The 16,277-nt window shown below is 63.5% G+C and carries 13 protein-coding genes, 1 tRNA gene and 1 pseudogene; 8 read left to right on the forward strand and 7 right to left on the reverse strand.

Going from position 1 to position 16,277, the window contains the following annotated elements:
* From AC2EAL_RS00005 to AC2EAL_RS00030, 6 genes and pseudogenes are all read right to left on the reverse strand, one after another.
* Positions 1–90: pseudogene (locus AC2EAL_RS00005) on the reverse strand (IS5/IS1182 family transposase); the annotation flags it as partial.
* 45 nt (positions 91–135) lie between these two features.
* Positions 136–3,420, reverse strand: a complete 3,285-nt coding sequence (locus tag AC2EAL_RS00010; protein WP_484722123.1) for an AAA domain-containing protein — start codon at positions 3,418–3,420, stop codon at positions 136–138.
* Complete coding sequence (locus tag AC2EAL_RS00015) at positions 3,417–5,783, reverse strand: hypothetical protein (protein ID WP_484722124.1); 2,367 nt, start codon at positions 5,781–5,783, stop codon at positions 3,417–3,419. The genes AC2EAL_RS00010 and AC2EAL_RS00015 overlap by 4 nt, the downstream gene beginning before the upstream one ends.
* Positions 5,784–5,963: 180 nt before the next feature.
* A complete protein-coding gene (locus tag AC2EAL_RS00020; RefSeq protein WP_484722125.1) occupies positions 5,964–6,284 on the reverse strand; it encodes an H-NS histone family protein in 321 nt (106 codons plus the stop codon).
* A gap of 141 nt (positions 6,285–6,425) precedes the next feature.
* Positions 6,426–7,166: a DUF5681 domain-containing protein gene (locus tag AC2EAL_RS00025; RefSeq protein ID WP_484722126.1), complete on the reverse strand. Its 741-nt coding sequence runs from the start codon at positions 7,164–7,166 to the stop codon at positions 6,426–6,428.
* Positions 7,163–8,482 carry a site-specific DNA-methyltransferase gene (locus tag AC2EAL_RS00030; RefSeq protein WP_484722127.1) on the reverse strand — a complete coding sequence of 440 codons (1,320 nt, stop codon included), beginning with the start codon at positions 8,480–8,482 and terminating at the stop codon, positions 7,163–7,165. The genes AC2EAL_RS00025 and AC2EAL_RS00030 overlap by 4 nt, the downstream gene beginning before the upstream one ends.
* A gap of 465 nt (positions 8,483–8,947) precedes the next feature.
* Between AC2EAL_RS00030 and AC2EAL_RS00035 the strand changes: the two genes are divergently transcribed.
* Genes AC2EAL_RS00035 through AC2EAL_RS00045 form a run of 3 tightly spaced genes read left to right on the forward strand, consistent with a single transcriptional unit; the run spans position 8,948 to position 11,393 of the window.
* Positions 8,948–9,265 carry a DUF3489 domain-containing protein gene (locus AC2EAL_RS00035; protein WP_484722128.1) on the forward strand — a complete coding sequence of 106 codons (318 nt, stop codon included), beginning with the start codon at positions 8,948–8,950 and terminating at the stop codon, positions 9,263–9,265.
* Complete coding sequence (locus AC2EAL_RS00040; protein WP_484722129.1) at positions 9,262–9,750, forward strand: DUF2924 domain-containing protein; 489 nt, start codon at positions 9,262–9,264, stop codon at positions 9,748–9,750. The genes AC2EAL_RS00035 and AC2EAL_RS00040 overlap by 4 nt, the downstream gene beginning before the upstream one ends.
* On the forward strand, positions 9,732–11,393 hold the full coding sequence (locus AC2EAL_RS00045; protein ID WP_484722130.1) for a recombinase family protein: 1,662 nt from the start codon (positions 9,732–9,734) through the stop codon (positions 11,391–11,393). Before AC2EAL_RS00040 ends, AC2EAL_RS00045 begins: the two co-directional genes overlap by 19 nt.
* Positions 11,394–11,794: 401 nt before the next feature.
* Here AC2EAL_RS00045 and AC2EAL_RS00050 read toward each other — a convergent pair.
* Positions 11,795–11,885, reverse strand: a tRNA-Ser gene (locus AC2EAL_RS00050).
* A gap of 167 nt (positions 11,886–12,052) precedes the next feature.
* On the opposite strand from AC2EAL_RS00050, the gene AC2EAL_RS00055 reads away from it, so the two are divergent.
* From AC2EAL_RS00055 to AC2EAL_RS00075, 5 genes are all read left to right on the forward strand, one after another.
* Complete coding sequence (locus AC2EAL_RS00055; protein ID WP_484722131.1) at positions 12,053–14,485, forward strand: GcvT family protein; 2,433 nt, start codon at positions 12,053–12,055, stop codon at positions 14,483–14,485.
* Complete coding sequence (locus AC2EAL_RS00060; protein WP_484722132.1) at positions 14,482–15,138, forward strand: Crp/Fnr family transcriptional regulator; 657 nt, start codon at positions 14,482–14,484, stop codon at positions 15,136–15,138. The genes AC2EAL_RS00055 and AC2EAL_RS00060 overlap by 4 nt, the downstream gene beginning before the upstream one ends.
* A 61-nt stretch (positions 15,139–15,199) precedes the next feature.
* Positions 15,200–15,403 (forward strand): YgaP family membrane protein, encoded by a 204-nt coding sequence (locus tag AC2EAL_RS00065; RefSeq protein ID WP_484722133.1) that lies wholly within the window; start codon positions 15,200–15,202, stop codon positions 15,401–15,403.
* Between the two features lie 7 nt (positions 15,404–15,410).
* Positions 15,411–15,845, forward strand: a complete 435-nt coding sequence (locus tag AC2EAL_RS00070) for a YeeE/YedE family protein (RefSeq protein ID WP_484722134.1) — start codon at positions 15,411–15,413, stop codon at positions 15,843–15,845.
* Positions 15,845–16,276 (forward strand): DUF6691 family protein, encoded by a 432-nt coding sequence (locus AC2EAL_RS00075; protein WP_484722135.1) that lies wholly within the window; start codon positions 15,845–15,847, stop codon positions 16,274–16,276. Before AC2EAL_RS00070 ends, AC2EAL_RS00075 begins: the two co-directional genes overlap by 1 nt.
* Position 16,277 lies beyond the last annotated feature (1 nt).

Below are 16,277 nucleotides of genomic sequence, written 5' to 3' on the forward strand. Positions count from 1 at the left end.
GTCATCCACGCGCGGCTTGCCGTGGCTCTTGGGAAAGAAAGGCTGCAGCCGCGCCATCTGCGCCTCCGTCAGCCAGAAAAGGTTGCTCATCGCTCAGTCTCCTTACGGAGGCTGAATCACGCCGCAGACGCAAGATCAATGGGTCCTGACCCTAACGCCGTCCGCTGTCTCCGCGCGCGCAGCCAGTCGGCGCAGAGCCATACCGACCTGCGCGCCATGAATATGCGTATAGAGGTGGATCTCGTCGGCAAGCAGCGCACGCGGCGGTGCGAAGCACATGTCGTCACCGAATAACGCACCGTAGCGTGGATCGTGCAGCCACTGATGAAGGCTGTCTGTCGTTGGCAGGAACAATGCCGGCGGTCGTTTACGCAACTGTGCTTTCGATCCGATCCATCCATCGAACCGCCAGTCGCCGGTGGTACAGACAAGTGCATCGGCGCCGTCCTGCCCGCCGCCGGCGCGCAAGTGGAGTCCATGACCGCATAATGGGCAGGCGAAGAAAGGGAACTCGAACGCATTCGGGCCTGCCGAACGCCAAGTCTCGCGGTAGCGGGCGTTCATTGTCTCGAAACTGTCGGGCACGTCGGATACTTGCAGGCCCAAGGTCAGCAACGGCAGGTCGGGGACAGCCGCGACCGCCGCCAAATACGCCGCAAGCCGTTGAGCCTGGTTGGTGGCAAGCCTAATGCGGGGATAGGCTAGGATCGCACGCACACCGGCTATTCCGCTGAGGCGATCGCCGAGCGCTCCCGCGATGAGGGGTAGCACGGCGGCTTCGGTCTTACCCGAGCCTGTATTGGCCGCGATGGCGATGTTCGGCACGCCCTCGCCGCGCCACGCCGCTAGACCCAGCATCAATCCCTTCCGCTGAAATTCGGCGAGCGCTGCGTCGTCCCCCCAGATGCCCGCCAAGGCGCGGTTCAGTCCGGCTAACGCTTCGGCTTGGGCGGGGCTCGCTTCGGCAATAGCCTCGTCGAACACCGATCGGAGCGGACGGTTACGGTCGGGTTTGTTGCGGTCGCGCAATTCTACCTTGAGGTTGCGCACCAGATAGGGTTGATCACCGGCATCATCGGTCTTGAAGCGCTGCTTTACATTACGCAGCTCGCGTCCGAGTTCGGCCATGCGACTGCGCACCCTGGAGTCCTGCGCAAGCATGACAAAACCATTGGCCTCGAGCCGCGAGAGCGCCGACAAGGTGCTGTCCGCAGAGCGCCCGCCTTGGCGGGCGAGATAGACGATGGAGGTCCAGGATTCGAATACGCCGAAGTTGATCCGGGCCGCTTCGATGTCCTCAAGCAGGTTGAGCAGCCGGTAATCGTCTTCCTCGACCGCCGCGACCGGCACATCGGGTTCCGCACCACCGATGTCTACGTCAGCGGCTGTCATGGCGATTGTCATCGACCCAGACGCCGCGCCAAGGACCAGCAATCCTTCCGCTTGGAGTCTCTGTATTACCGGCATGAGCAGATCTTCGCCGCGCTCGGACATCCACGCGAAGCGATCGCGTGCGCCGCGACCATTGGACCAGTCGTAGAAGCAGTGCTTGCCAGAGCGGGTTTCGCGAATGATCGTTCCAATCCGCGCTCGCACCGTGTCGATGTCGATATCATAAACCCGCCGCGGTTCCTCGAAGGGGCGCACCTGCCAGTAGCGGCCAAATCTGCCGTAGCGCTGCTCGAGGGAGATCCAGCCCAGCAGATGCAGCAGCCTGGCGTCGGCAAATGGTTCATTCGGCAAGGCCATCGACTTGCGGATCTGCGACAAAGTGGCGCTACCGTGGCTGCTGGCGGCCGTGGCGCGGCGAATGGCCGCGAGCAAACCCTCGAGCGCCGGGGTCATCTCGGGTCGAACGGCCTTGGTTGTTGTGTCGGGCGTAAGGTCGACGTGGAGGTGGTCGCCGTCAAACCCGCGCGCTCGGATCTGGACTTTGACCTGTCGTCCCGCCGGCCCATCAACAATGGTGTCGGTCACATAGTCGCAAGAATACACGAACTCGCGTAACAGTTCGGCCTTATCCATCGTCTCCTGCTCGGCCGGTGCCGCCTCGAGCAGACGCCGGCTGATGATCAGAACGAGCTTGGTTCTTGCCCGGGTCGAGGCGACATTCAGCCTCTCTGGCGAAAAGATGAAATCGGCTTCGGCCAGCGCGAATTCGGGATCGGCGACGCAATACGACAGGATTATCGCATCGCGCTCTTTGCCTTGGATGCGATCGACGGTTTCGACAAAGGCATCGGTCTTGAGCGCCGTGGGCATCAAGGCCCGGATGGCCGCATTTTGCGCACGATGGGGACTGACCACAGCGACGACATCCGACCAGAAAGCAGCAGGCGCAACCGGACCGTCGGGACCGATCACGCGATCGCTCAATTCGGTAGTCAGCTTGGCAGCAAGCACCGCCTCGAACGGATTGGACGTGGCCGAGGCCGGACCGTCGTGCACCAGCGTGACGATCGGCAACGCCGGGTCGAGCGCGAGCCGGGCGACAAGATCGAGCCCTTCGCGCCAACCCTCCCGCAGGGCCAGTGTCTCGGCCGGAGCCGCCGAGACATAGCGGCCAGGATAGAATTTGCGCTCAGGGAAATGCGCGAGCGGCGCATTGAGGCGGAAGGTTTCCTCAAGCGGAAACTCCGCGGCGCCGGCGGATTTCAAGAAGGCATAGAGCGAGCCCCCCAATTCCCGACCTTCGATCTGGGTCGAGGGCATCGAGCGCACTGGAGGCAGTTGCTGATCGTCTCCCGATACAACGATCCGGCAACTCGGTGCCATCCCGGCAAGCGCCATTAGTCCCTGTCCGAGTACCATTTGCGATGCCTCATCGATGCAGATGAGGTCAAACAGCGGCGCTGTTGGACCATCGATGACCGGCAAGGCGCCAGACCCGATCAGCCGATAGAGCGACCAGACGGTTGCGCCGATGACGGCCCGACCCGAACCAATACTCTGCGCAACAGCGGTTTCGTCGCCGCGGGCAAGCAACTGTACTCCCGGGCTGAGGCCACCGGTCGGCGGCGCGCCGTAATAGATGGGAGCCGGCGCCGCCGGATCATGCAGAGCTTGCCGCTTTGCTACGGCGTCGAGGACATTGCCCACGGCATTCTTAGTGAAAGCGGTGACCAATGTGCGTGCAGTGCGCCCGGCAGCAGGCCGCACCGCGCCAAAGCCGGTAATCAACCATGACAGCAAGTGAGTCTTTCCGGTGCCGGGCGGCCCCAGCACCAGTCCGACGCGCTGGTCAGCGAGGCCTCGCCACGCCGCCTCCTGCGCGGAGCGCAAAGTCCTATCCCCATGATGCGCGATCGACGGGATGGCAAAGACGTCGAGACCCTCTGTCCAAAGTGCCCGATCGGTTGCTGAGCGCGCAAACTCTGCCGGGTCACGCAGAAAGGACAGGATATCGTCGCGGGTAGTCATGGTATCGCCTGCGCGCCGAGAAAGCTCAAGAAGGCATCGGCTTTCGAGGAGTTGAAATCGACGAACGTCTGGTCGAGCCACCAGCCATCCGGCCCAGCCCGCCGCTTAATCTCCCGAAAGGTCGACCCGTTGAAATTGCCGCGAAACACCCGGACGCTGATGACGGTAGGTCCATCGTTCGACCAAGGCGGCTGAAGATCGCAACTCAGGCTTGACCAGAGTCGCGGTTCAAGGACGAAATCAGGCTCGCCATCGCTAAGGATAAGCCCGAGTGCGCCGGCGGAGAGGTCCGCTTCTTCGCATTCCCGCGGAATGGCGAAGCGCAGATAGGCATATCGGCCCTTCTCGTTGATGTTGAGAAGGCGCATTGGTCCGATCGCCCGTCCAGCGTCGCGGCGCACCCGCCTCGGTTGTGCGAGGCGGATCATCGTCTCAAGAAGGCCAGCGCGATTTTCGAGCAATTCGAATGCACGCAGCACGTCGAGGTCGCCAGCGTCGAGCGGGTTGAAGGTTGCCTGAAGCCGAAAGGGCTGTTTGTTCAGCCGCAGCATCGGCCCTTCGCCTGATGCTATGCGGCGACTGTGCTCGCTAAGAAGCCATTCGGCGATTGCCTGCGTCGCCGCTAAGCGGCTTGTGACGTCAGCGCGGATCGCATCGGCACCGGGTCCGGCGCCACGTCCAGCGCGCAGGTGCCGGCTGACGTCGAGTGGGAGTAACGAGGAAAATGGGCGTTCGAACGCTTCCGCTGGGTGATAAGCGACGGCGATCAATCCAGTTCGCTCCATCGCCTGCGATACCTGGCGCAGATCGTAGGATACCGTTACCGGCAACGAGAGCAATTGTTCGACGACGCTCCGCAACGCGGTTGCCGGCAAATGCTGCATCCCTCGGAATTCAGGTTCCGGCACCACTTCGTCGGGCGGAAAGAGCCTGACCATATGCAAAAGTCCGTTGCGAACGCGCGGATCGTCGAGGTGTCGTTTGACTGCGTCTTGCAGCGCGAGGGCTTCAGTAGCTTCGTACAGAAAGATATGGGCAAACCGGCTTGCCGGATCGGTTGGGTCGTCTATGGCGGCGTTGTGGGCATCAATGGCCTCAAGATCGAGAATAAGCCGTCCGAACACTCCAACCAGCGCGTCGGCCTCTGCAGCCCGGTCGGCGGTTGGCAGAACCTCAACAAAATCGCGGATGCCGGTCTGGTCGACATAGCGATATCCGAGCGTGACGAGGCAATCGTCGACCGGATCGGTGTCTGCGACCAGATAGATTGCGGCATCTACCTGAGGCGGCATTAGGAAGCTGTGCAGATCAGTGCCGGGCTGGACACGATCGTCGCGAAGCGCTCGGGCTCGGCTGACCAATTGCTCGGCACGCCGCGATAGCGACCATCCGGCGCCGTCGATCCGGCCAACACCAGCACCTAGATCGGCCAAGGTCGCGACCGTCCCGACTCCGATCGACAAAAGTGTCCGTTTGGCTTCGTGGCTAAGGCCGGCAACCGCGGAGACGTCGCGGAGATAGGGCGAACGCGATGGTCCGACAGCTTCGATGCAATGCGGCAGGTAAGCGCATTGTTCGCACTTGAAGTATACGTGAAAGAAGGTTTCGTCGCGCCCAGGGGCCACAATCTTGCTGGCTATAGACGGGAGTGTGGTCCGGCAGAAATCTTCGACGAGCCGAAGATAGGGCGCCAGCGAGAATTCGTCGATCTGCCAACGGTCCCCTTCGGCGTCACCGTCGTCTGGAATGTGCCAGATTTCGCCAAACGGATCGACCGTGCCGGGAATTCCAGTTTCGTCGAGGATTGCACGCAGGAGCAGGGCGTAAAATGCAACCTGGGTCTTGTGAAAGGCGCGCGCCGACCGTGTCGCTTTGATATCGATAATGCGAAAATGCGGGCCGTCGATGCGGATCTCGCGGCGAATGAGGTCGGCAAAGCTGCGCCGAACCGTCAGATCGGAATGTCCACCGACGAACACCGGCTTGCCCTTAGGACGAAGATTGACCTGCGCCGCATACTCCGCCGAGCCCTGGCCCTTTAGAAAGGCTATAGCGTGACGCTCGAGCAACCCGTCTTCGCCGAACGCCGGAAGCAGAACACCGGTTTCACGACCTAGCCGGGCGACCACGCGCTCCTCGTAGTCGACGCCAAGGGTCGCCCAAGGTTGCTCGCGATGGTCCTTGGCGACAGGAACTGCTGCAAGCTCAATTGCATCCATGATTTCATACCGGGTCTTCCTTTCGCACCGATATTGAAACCAGGACTTGATGGTCGAACCGCTTAGTCCCGAAGCCATTGTCCCCCCTAATGCGCCGGCACATTGCCTGCGTCGCTTATGCTGCGTTCGGGCGAATGTGATCATCTTATCCGTTCATGCGCAATGCGTAGGCTGGACTGTCACCGCGGTCGTCTGTCCCCTGAAATGTGGTCCGCCTCGCCTGCATCGGTCGGCTCACCGCCCATAGTAGTCATTCGTGAGCTATGCAGCATTGCCGACACCGGCGAACAATATCTGTGCCAGTACGCCCACGCCCGGCCGTCGTCAGACGGCCATTGTCTCCGGCGCCTTACCAGCATCGATCGCAGCCTTGAACCAGCCTGGCTGACGCCCGCGACCTGACCAGGTCACTTCAGGGTTTTCCGGATGACGGTACTTTGCGCCGGTCGGTCCAGAGCTCCTGCGGGTCTTCTTGCCGCCGGTCAATTCAGCGAGGCTGAAGCCCAGCTCCTTGGCGTGAGCCTCGAGGGCGGCCATCGCTTCCGTCTTCTTGCGATCCGAGAAGTCGGCAATGGCCTTTCCCACGTCCTTCTGGAGTGACTTCAGTTCAGAAAGCGACAGGTCGTTCAGATTGAAGCTGGCCATGGCAGGATCCTTGTTTTTGTTTTGCCGGACAGTAGCCAGTTCACCCCGATTACGCAATCGTCCGGGATGAGTTCGGCTAAAGGTATCGACTGGTCCTGATGTTTGGCAAGCATATGAGAGAACTCAGTTTTCTGATCCCCGCTATTCGGCCTCCCCCAGCGTCCTGCGAATGATCCTCAACACCTTTTCTGTTTGGGAGATTTCAAAGTTGAGTTTGACAATCTCATTGTCCTCGGTGGCGTCTTCCAGCAATTGCTGGAGTTCTTCCAATTCCTCCTCGAAGATCTTTCGCCGCTTTACCCAGGTTTCCCACTCGGCCAGCTCCTCCTTCGTCGCTGGGCCGATGATCTTGGCGGTGCCAGCCCGGATGTCGATCACCACATGATCGGGATGTGGCAGCGGCTCCGGCGCGTCCTTAATGCCCAACCGCTTCCGGCGATCGAGTTCACGTTCCCATTCGACCTTGTAGTCCATCGCAGTCTGAAGCCACTCGTTGTGCAGGGCCCGGTTCGATGCCTCAACGCTCGCCAGAAGCTCGGAGAAGAGCCGCTGCGACCGGTGCTGGCCCTTGACGGCATTGACGGCCAGAGACCGCAGCACCGCCCGCGCAATCGGCACGGTCACGTTCTTCGTGCCGTCCCGCACTGTTATGGTCCGATAGGCCTCTTCCAGGATGATCGCCTTCATCCGCTCTTCGTTCAGCTCGGGCACCTTGTTCTTCGATCCCTTTGGCCGCCCCCGCGGATTGCCGGAAACACCCTTTTGGAACTTGCTGCCTTCCGGTGGCTTCCCGTAGCCCACCTCGTAACCGGGACCGGAGGCGAGCGGTCCAGGTTTCCCTGGCCCCGGGCCCTCCAGTCCAGACTTGCGGCGATCCTTCATTCCGCAGCCTCCAGGATACCCGCACCCACGCTCTGTCCCGCCCGAGGCCAGCCACAGACCAGTTGCACTGCCGTGTCCTTGGCCATCCGCTCCCAGCGAACGAGAATGCGGTCGCAGTAGATCGCATCGAGTTCCACCAGCCGAGCCCGGCGCCCGGTCTTCTCGGCTGCGATCAGGGTCGAGCCGGATCCGCCGAAGCTGTCGAGGACGATCTCACCACGGGCCGAGACGTCCTTGATTGCGTCCGCGATCATCTGCACCGGCTTAACGGTGGGATGCAGCTGCAGTTCTTCCATCCGCCCCGCCCGCATCGTGTTCACGCCGCGGTAGTTCCAGACATTGGTGCGGTAGCGGCCGTGCTGGCCAAGCTCGAAGCTGTTCACATGCGCCGCGTTGCCCTTCTTGAAGGCGAAGATTAGCTCGTGTCGCGACCGGTAGAAGGTGCCCATGCCGCCATTGTCCTTGGCCCAGATGATCAGGTTCTTCAACTCGTCATAAACGGCATTCCCTGCGGCGAGCATCTCGCCCATGTGACGCCAGTCCATGCACTGGTAGTGGATCGACCCGTCCAGGCTGTGGTTGGCCATATTTTGTAGCGCCTTCGTCAGGAAGGTGGTGAACTCGCCTTCCGACATCTCGCCCGAAGCCATGGCGAACTCTCGGTGCTTGGTCTTGCCCGAGCCGCCGACATGGCCGTCGATCTTCACGTTGTAGGGCGGGTCTGCAAAGACCATCCGCGCGAGCTCGCCCTGCATCAGGTCATCCAGTACCCGGGGATCAAGCGCATCACCGCAGATCAGCCTGTGATTGCCCAACTGCCAGATGTCGCCCGAGTTGACACGACGCGGTGCGATCTCCGGGATCACGTCATCTTCCGGGTTGCCCGGCTCTTCGGGGTTCAGCCCCTCGACCAGGCTGTCGATCTCCGCAATCTCGAAGCCGATGACATCGAGGTCGTACCCAAGGTTCTCCGTGGCGAGAAGGCCTTGTAACTCCTGGGCCAGGAGCTCTTCATCCCAACCCGCATTCAACGCGAGCTTGTTGTCCGCAATGACATAGGCCCGCTTCTCGGCCTCGGTCATGTGCTCGATCCGAATGCACGGCACCGCTGCCATCCCGAGGCTCTTTGCCGCCTCCACCCTGCCATGTCCCGCAAGGATCGTGCCATGCTGGTCGATGAGCACAGGATTGGTGAAGCCGAAAGTCTCGATCGACTTCGCGATCTGGCGAAGCTGCTTCTTCGAATGGGTCCGTGCGTTCTTTGCCCATGGCCGCAAGCTGGCAGGGCTGAGGTGTTCGATGTGGCTTTGCGCCATGATTGATCTCCGAGAAGGACCCGACGCAAACTGCGTTCGGATCGGACAGGATTTGGATCGCCCAGGGGGCGGCTATGCTCTGCTAGTGCGCCGTGGTCCTTGCGGAGCACGGTCTTTACGAGACGCCAACTCGGGAGTCGCAGGCCCGTGAGGGCAGCGACATTCTGGAGCGGTTGGTCTCATCGCCGGACTTTGTGAGTCGTGCTCCTGGGCGATGCCGAAGACCTCATTGGTGAACGGCGTCGTGATCCAGGCGACTCGCCAGTGCGGCCTCCTCCTGACCCCCAAAATACCATCCGATGTGAGAACAAATCAAGGCCACAGCATCACCTGGTGCCACCGTCAAGTCTTCGCTGGACTTCGCCTGTGACCAGAGCATTGCTGTTGGCCATGCCCGGCGCCGTCCGGGCTCGGCTCGGTACCAGGGCGCGGCATCCCGCCCGCCCTGTAGAACCGGAGCAGATCATGACCAAAGCCAAAACCAAGACCCGCTCAACCGATGAGGTGAAGGGACCGGAACCCTCTGCCGCAGCCCCACTGCCCAAAGCCCCGCGGCAGACCAAGGCAGCTCTGTTGCGGGCCCGGCTGTCCGAACCCGGCGGCGTCTCCCTTGCCGCCTTGATCGAGGTGACCGGATGGCAGGCCCATACCCTGCGCGCGGCCCTCAGCGGGTTGCGCAAGGAGGGACTGACCGTGACTCGGCACCGCGAGGGACAGGATACGATCTATGCGATCGAGACAGCCGGGTCTGACACCTCCGGTTCGCTGGAGAGCGGCACATGACCTCGATTGCCGATCTCGCCAGTATGGATCGGAAGGGTCTGGCCAAGCTCTGGTCGGATCTGATCGGCGGCGATGTCCCGGCCAGCATGAGCCAGCCGATGCAACGCAGGTTCCTCGCCTTCGAGCTGCAGGCAAGAGTGGAGGGTGGCCTACCGGCCGCCCTTCGCGCGCGGCTTGACCGGATCGCTGCTGGCGATGAACGCACGCCTTCGCCGACCCTGCAACCCGGATCCCGGCTTCTTCGGGAATGGAATGGCTCAACCCATGTCGTCGATGTCTTGCCCGACGGCTTCCTCTGGAACGGCCGTTCGCATCGCTCGCTCTCGTCTATCGCACGCACCATCACCGGGGCGCGCTGGTCGGGGCCACGGTTCTTTGGGCTGACCAATGCGGCGGATGGTAATGGCGCAGGGCCAGCGAAGGGCAAGGCATCCAAGAGCTGTCAATCGCGCCGGGATGATCTCGCATGGCCCAGAAGCCGGTGATCCGCTGCGCGATCTACACCCGCAAGTCGAGCGACGAAGGCCTTGATCAGGCCTTCAACTCGCTTGATGCCCAGCACGAGGCCTGTGCTGCTTACATCGCGAGCCAGCGCCACGAAGGCTGGAAGCTCCTTCCGGATCGCTACGATGACGGCGGGCTGTCCGGCGGCACGCTCGATCGCCCGGCCTTGCAGCGTCTCTTGGCCGAGATCGACGCTGGGCGCATCGGCATGGTGGTGGTCTACAAGATCGACCGGCTGACACGGTCGCTGGTCGACTTCGGACGTCTGGTTGAACGGCTCGACGCAAATGGCTGTTCCTTCGTGTCGGTGACGCAGGCGTTCAATACGGCAACCTCCATGGGCAGGCTGACCCTGAACGTGCTTCTGTCCTTTGCCCAATTCGAGCGCGAGGTCACGGCCGAGCGTATTCGGGACAAGATCGCCGCGTCGAAGAAGAAGGGGCTCTGGATGGGCGGGTGCCTGCCCCTTGGGTACGACCGCCACTCCGATCCGCATCGCCGGGAGCTGGTGGTCAATCCTGTCGAGGCGACCGTGGTCCAGAAGCTCTTCGGCCTCTACGATAATCTTGGCAACTTGCGACTGGTCGAAGCGGAGGCCGCGCGACTGGGACTGCATCCCAAGCCTGGGACCACGCGATCAGGCCGAGTTCGCGGAGATCTCCCCTTCACCCGCGGACAGCTTCACTACCTTCTGACCAACCCGGTCTACATCGGGCGCATCCGCCACAAGGACCAGACCTATCCCGGTCAGCATCCCGGGATCATCGACCCTGACCTCTGGGAACGGGTGCAAGCCAAGATGATGGCTGCCGGAGCCCGGCCACGCGGGCGGAGTGTCAGCTCGACCGACGCCCGGATCCTGACGGGCAAGCTGCGAGACGAGACCGGGGATCTGCTCACCCCGACCCATACCCAGCGCCGTGGTCGGCGCTTCGCCTACTATGTCTCGAACCGGCTGATCGCTGGCGGTCCTGATCCGTCCGGCTGGCGCCTGCCCGCGGCAGCGTTAGAGACTTCTCTGCGTTCGATCCTTGCTGGCCACCTGCGCCATACGGCTGCCGGACAGAGCCTTCTGACAGACCCCAACGCGCGAGATGCAGCGGATCTAGTCGTTCGCGCATCCGCACTTTCGGGTCGGGTCGAGAAGGAGCCGGCACTTCTAGGCAGCATGATCGCTTCGGGATCACTCGCTTCGGGCTGCATCAACCTGCGACTGGATCCGGCCACTGTTTCGACGGCCCTAGGCGTCGCAGAAGGCCGGCTTTCCGACAGGCTCCTGCAGATGTCGTGCCCGTTCACTCTGCGGCGCCGGGGCGTGGAAACCAGGATTATCGCCGGCGCGACGATCCCGGCACCTGATCAGGTTCTGCAGCGGACACTTGCGGAAGCGCATGTCTGGGCGCGCGAGCTTCGGGCCGGCATATCTCTAACTGAGATCTCGCGCAGGACGGGGCACTCCACACCCTACCTGCGCTCACGTCTTCCACTGGCATTCCTCGCGCCCCGTGTTCAGGCTGCGATCCTGGACGGGCGCCAGCCCGCGGACTTCTGCGTCGCCCGGATCATCCGCGAGGACCTGTCAAGGGATTGGGGCGAACAGGCTCGCATGTTCGGGCTTGGGTGACGCATCAGCGATCAGGTGCCATCGTTGGATCGCCGGCTTGAGCGCTTCCCTGTTATTCGCAGTTGTTTCGCTGTTCGGTGGAATTTCTTTCCCTGATACGCCGAGATAAATTCCCTGTTCCTGGAGTGCAGGGAAATTGACCGTAACCCACGGAAATTACGACGCTATTCCGGATCGAAAACATCTAAGGAGGCCTGAAGATTCCGAGATACCCTGTTTTTTCCCTGTTCTTGCACGAGAGGCAAACGGAGCGGGGCGTGTCGGGAGCGGAGACTACTGGCCAGAAAGCCAGGAGGAACGGCGGTAAGTGCAGTCTCTGTTGTCGGCGAGCCCCGCTAACCCCCGGAAACAGGGAAGAATTTGCCGCAGGAACGGAAAGAGCAGGAATATCAAGGGGTGGGTGGCGGAGACGAAGGGATTCGAACCCTCGAGACCCTTTAGAGGTCTGCGCCCTTAGCAGGGGCGTGCCTTCGACCACTCGGCCACGTCTCCGCCTGCCCGTTTATCGGGGCGGGGCAGCCGGGGCAAGGGAAAAGGTTTGGCCGCGTTTCAGCGTGCAGAGAAGGCTTCCGGTCCGGCACACCCCGCACTAACCTGTCCGAAACTCGTGCCGTGCTGCGGCACCGGGATGGCTACAGCCCAACACAGGATTGCCGACCATGACCCTTCCGACCCAAGCCCAGATCGTCGTCATCGGCGGGGGGATCATCGGCTGTTCGACTGCCTATCACCTCGCCCGCGACCACAAGGCAGACGTGATCCTGCTGGAGCAAGGCAAGATCACCTCCGGTTCCACCTGGCACGCGGCGGGACTCGTCGGGCAGCTTCGCTCCTCGGCGTCAATCACCAAGGTCCTCAAGTATTCGGTCGAGCTCTACAAGGGCCTTGCCGCCGAGACCGGCCTTGATACCGGCTGGAAGATGACCGGCTGCCTGCGCCTGGCCACCACCGACGACCGCTGGACCGAGTTCAAGCGGCTGGCCACCACGGCGCGCAGTTTCGGGATGGAGATGGAGCTGATCGGCCCGGACGAGGTCAAGCGCATGTGGCCGCTGATGGACACCTCCGACCTGATCGGCGCCTCCTGGCTGCCCACCGACGGGCAGGCCAGCCCCTCGGACATCACGCAATCCCTCGCCAAGGGCGCGCGGATGCATGGGGCGAAGATCCATGAGGGCGTCAAGGTCACCGGCTTCCGGATGGACGGCCGCCGCATCACCCATGTCGAGACCGACCAAGGCAACATCGCCTGCGAGAAGGTCGTCAACTGCGGCGGCATGTGGGCGCGTCAGATCGGCGCGATGGCGGGCGTCGCGGTGCCGCTCCACCCGGTCAAGCACCAGTATATCGTCACCGAAAAGATCGCGGGCCTCTCCCCTGACGCCGCCACCCTCCGCGACCCCGACCGCCGGACGTACTTCAAAGAGGAAGTCGGCGGCCTTGTCATGGGCGGGTATGAGCCGAACCCCCAGGGCTGGGTCACCGGCGACATTCCGGAGAACTGGGAGTTCCGGCTCTTCGACGACGACTACGACCATTTCGGCCAGCACCTGGAACAGGCCATCGCCCGTGTTCCGGCCCTGGCCGCGGTCGGCGTCAAGCAGATGATCAACGGGGCGGAAAGCTTCACGCCGGACGGGAACTTCATCCTCGGCCCCGCCCCTGACTGCGCCAACATGTACGTGGGCGCGGGCTTCAACGCCTTCGGCATCGCAAGCGGGGGCGGCGCGGGCTGGGTGCTGGCCGACTGGGTCATGCGGGGCGAGGCGCCGCTCGACCTCTGGGCCGTCGACATCCGCCGCTTCTCCACCCTCCACCGCGACCGCGACTGGGTGGCCGAGCGCACGCTGGAGGCCTACGGCAAGCACTACACCGTCGCCTTCCCGCACGAGGAATACACCTCCGGCCGGCCCCGCATCGTCTCGCCTTTGTACGACCGCCTTAAGGCCGCAGGCGCGGTCTTCGGCTCGAAACTGGGGTGGGAACGCCCGAACTGGTTCGCCCCCAAGGGCATGGAACCCAAGGACATCTACTCCATGGGCCGCCAGAACTGGTTCGACGCGGTGGGCCAAGAACACCTCCACGTCCGCGCCCATGCCGGGGTCTTCGACCAATCCTCCTTCGCCAAGTACGAGTTGTCCGGCCCCAAGGCCGCCGAAGCGCTGGAGGCGATCTGCGCCAACCGCGTTGCGCGCGACGTGGGCCGCCTGACCTATACCCAGCTTCTGAACACCCGCGGCGGGATCGAATGCGACCTCACCGTCGCGCGGCTGGCACAAGACCACTTCTACATCGTCACCGGCACCGGCTTCCGCACCCATGACTTCGGCTGGATCGCCGACCACCTGCCCGCCCATGGCGTGACTTTCCGCGACGTGACCGAGGACTGGGGCACGCTTTCCCTCATGGGTCCCCGCGCCCGCGACATCCTCGCCAAGGTGACGACGCACGACGTCAGCAACACCGCTCTTCCCTTCGGCTCCGCCCGCGAAATCACCATCGCAGACACCCCCGTCCGTGCCCTCCGCGTCACCTATGTGGGCGAGCTCGGCTGGGAGCTTCACGTCCCCATCGCCGCCCTCGCCCGGGTCTACGACGCCCTCATCGCCGCCGACCCGCTGCTCAAACCCGTGGGCTACCGCGCGCTTGAATCCCTCCGGCTGGAGAAAGGCTACCGCGCCTGGTCCTCTGACATCACCCCCAACGACACCCCCTTCGAGGCGGGCCTCGGCTGGGCGGTCAAGCTGAAATCCGGCCTTCCGTTCCTGGGCCGCGAGGCCATAATCACCCAACAGGCGCAGCCCCTGAAAAAGCATTTCACCGGCTTCACCGTCACCGACCCGCAGGCCGTCCTCGTGGGGCGCGAGACGATCCTGCGGAACGGCCAACCCGTGGGCTACCTCACCTCGGGCGGCTACGGCTACACCATCGGGCAAAGCATCGGCAACGGCTATGTCAGGAACGATGCAGGCGTCACCGAGGACTGGCTGACGAAAGGACACTACAGCCTGATCGTCGCGGGCGAGGAACTCCCCGCCACCCTCACCCTCCGCCCCGCCGTCGACCCCGACGGTACCCGGATCCGCGCATGACCTGGACCCAGCGCTTTGCCGAGCTCGCCCCCCTGCCCGCCGACCTCTCGGCCGAACTCGTCAACCGCAGCCGCATCGTCCGCCTCCCCGCCGGGACCCGGGTGTTTGAGGCCGGGCAGCGCGCGCAGAACATGCTCCTCCTCCTGTCCGGCACCGTCCGCGTCCAGCAGGTCTCGGACACCGGACGCGAGGTCTTTCTCTACCGCGTCCACGCCGGGGAAAGCTGCATCCTCACCACCGCCTGCATGCTGGCCGACGAGGACTACGCCGCCGAAGGCATCGCCGAGACCGACATCGAGGCCGTCGCCATCCCGCGCGCGGTCTTCGACGACCTTGCGGGCCGCTCCACCACCTTCCGCACCTTCGTCTTCCGCGCCTACTCCCGCCGCATCGCCGACCTCTTTGCGCTTATTGACGACATCGTCTTCCAGCGCATCGACGTCCGCCTAGCCGAACGCCTCCTACACCTCGCAACAGACAACACCGTCCACGCCACTCACCAGGCCCTCGCCGTCGAACTTGGCACCGCCCGCGAGGTCATCTCGCGCACGCTGGGCGAATTCCACCGGCGCGGCTGGGTCGAAACCGCCCGCGGCGAGATTCGCATCGGCAATCGCAAGGCGCTCGAAAACCTTGCCCGCTCTGTGACCTAGTCACCGACAGCCGCTCCCTCAGGTGCGATGATGCGTCATCGAAACCGAAAGGAGAGTCGAAATGGGACGGAATGTTGGAAATGCGGATCGGGCCCTGCGCGCGGTGATCGGAATCCTTGCGCTCCTCGGCGCGTTTGTGTTCGGCTGGTTCACCGGCTGGACACACTGGGCAGCGGCGGCAGTTGGTGTCATCATGCTGGGCACCGCGGCCGTGGGCTTCTGCCCGCTTTACCGGCTGGTGGGGGTCAACACCTGCAAGATCTGAGGGTTACATGGAAACAGCTTTCACCCCCTGGGCCTCACTGGGGGGAGGCGTCCTGATCGGCCTCGCGGCCGTTCTCCTGATGGCGCTTCACGGCCGCATTCTGGGGGCTACCGGCATCCTCAGTGGCCTGATGCGCTTTGACGACCTGTCGGACTGGCGGGTCCGCGCGGCCCTTGTCGTGGGCATGGCCGCCGGGCCGCTGGTCTATCTACTCGTGACCGGGCAGATGCCGGTGATCGACCTGCCGATCTCGAACCTTGCCGTCGTCGTCGGAGGCCTGATCGTCGGCATCGGCGTCAGCTATGGCGGCGGCTGCACCTCGGGCCACGGGGTCTGCGGCAACGCCCGCTTCTCGCGCCGGTCGATGGTGGCGACGGTGTGCTTCATGGCCACCGCCTTCGCCACCGTCTTCGTCCTGCGCCACGTCATCGGGGGGGTCTGATGCGCCTTGTCTCCGCCCTCCTCATCGGCCTGATCTTCGGCCTCGGCATCTCGGTCTCGGGCATGATAAACCCGGCCAAGGTGCTGAATTTCTTCGACCTCGCGGGCACCTGGGACCCCAGCCTCGCCTTCGTCATGGCCGGGGCGCTTGCCGTGGCCATCCCCGGCTACCGCCTGGTCCTTGCCCGCCCCGCGCCCACGTTCGAGCCTGGCTTCCAGCTCCCCGACACCCGTGTCATCGACCGCCGCCTGATCCTCGGCTCGGCCACCTTTGGCGTCGGCTGGGGCATCGCCGGCTTCTGCCCGGGTGGGGCGCTTCCGGCCATCGGCACCGGAGACCCCACCGTCTTCCTGTTCCTCGCCGCCCTGATCGGCGGCCTTCTCATCGCCCGGGTCCTGCAGGCCCGCAGCCCGGCGCGCAAACCAGCCTGAA

Source organism: Tabrizicola sp. T74 (genome assembly GCF_057219935.1).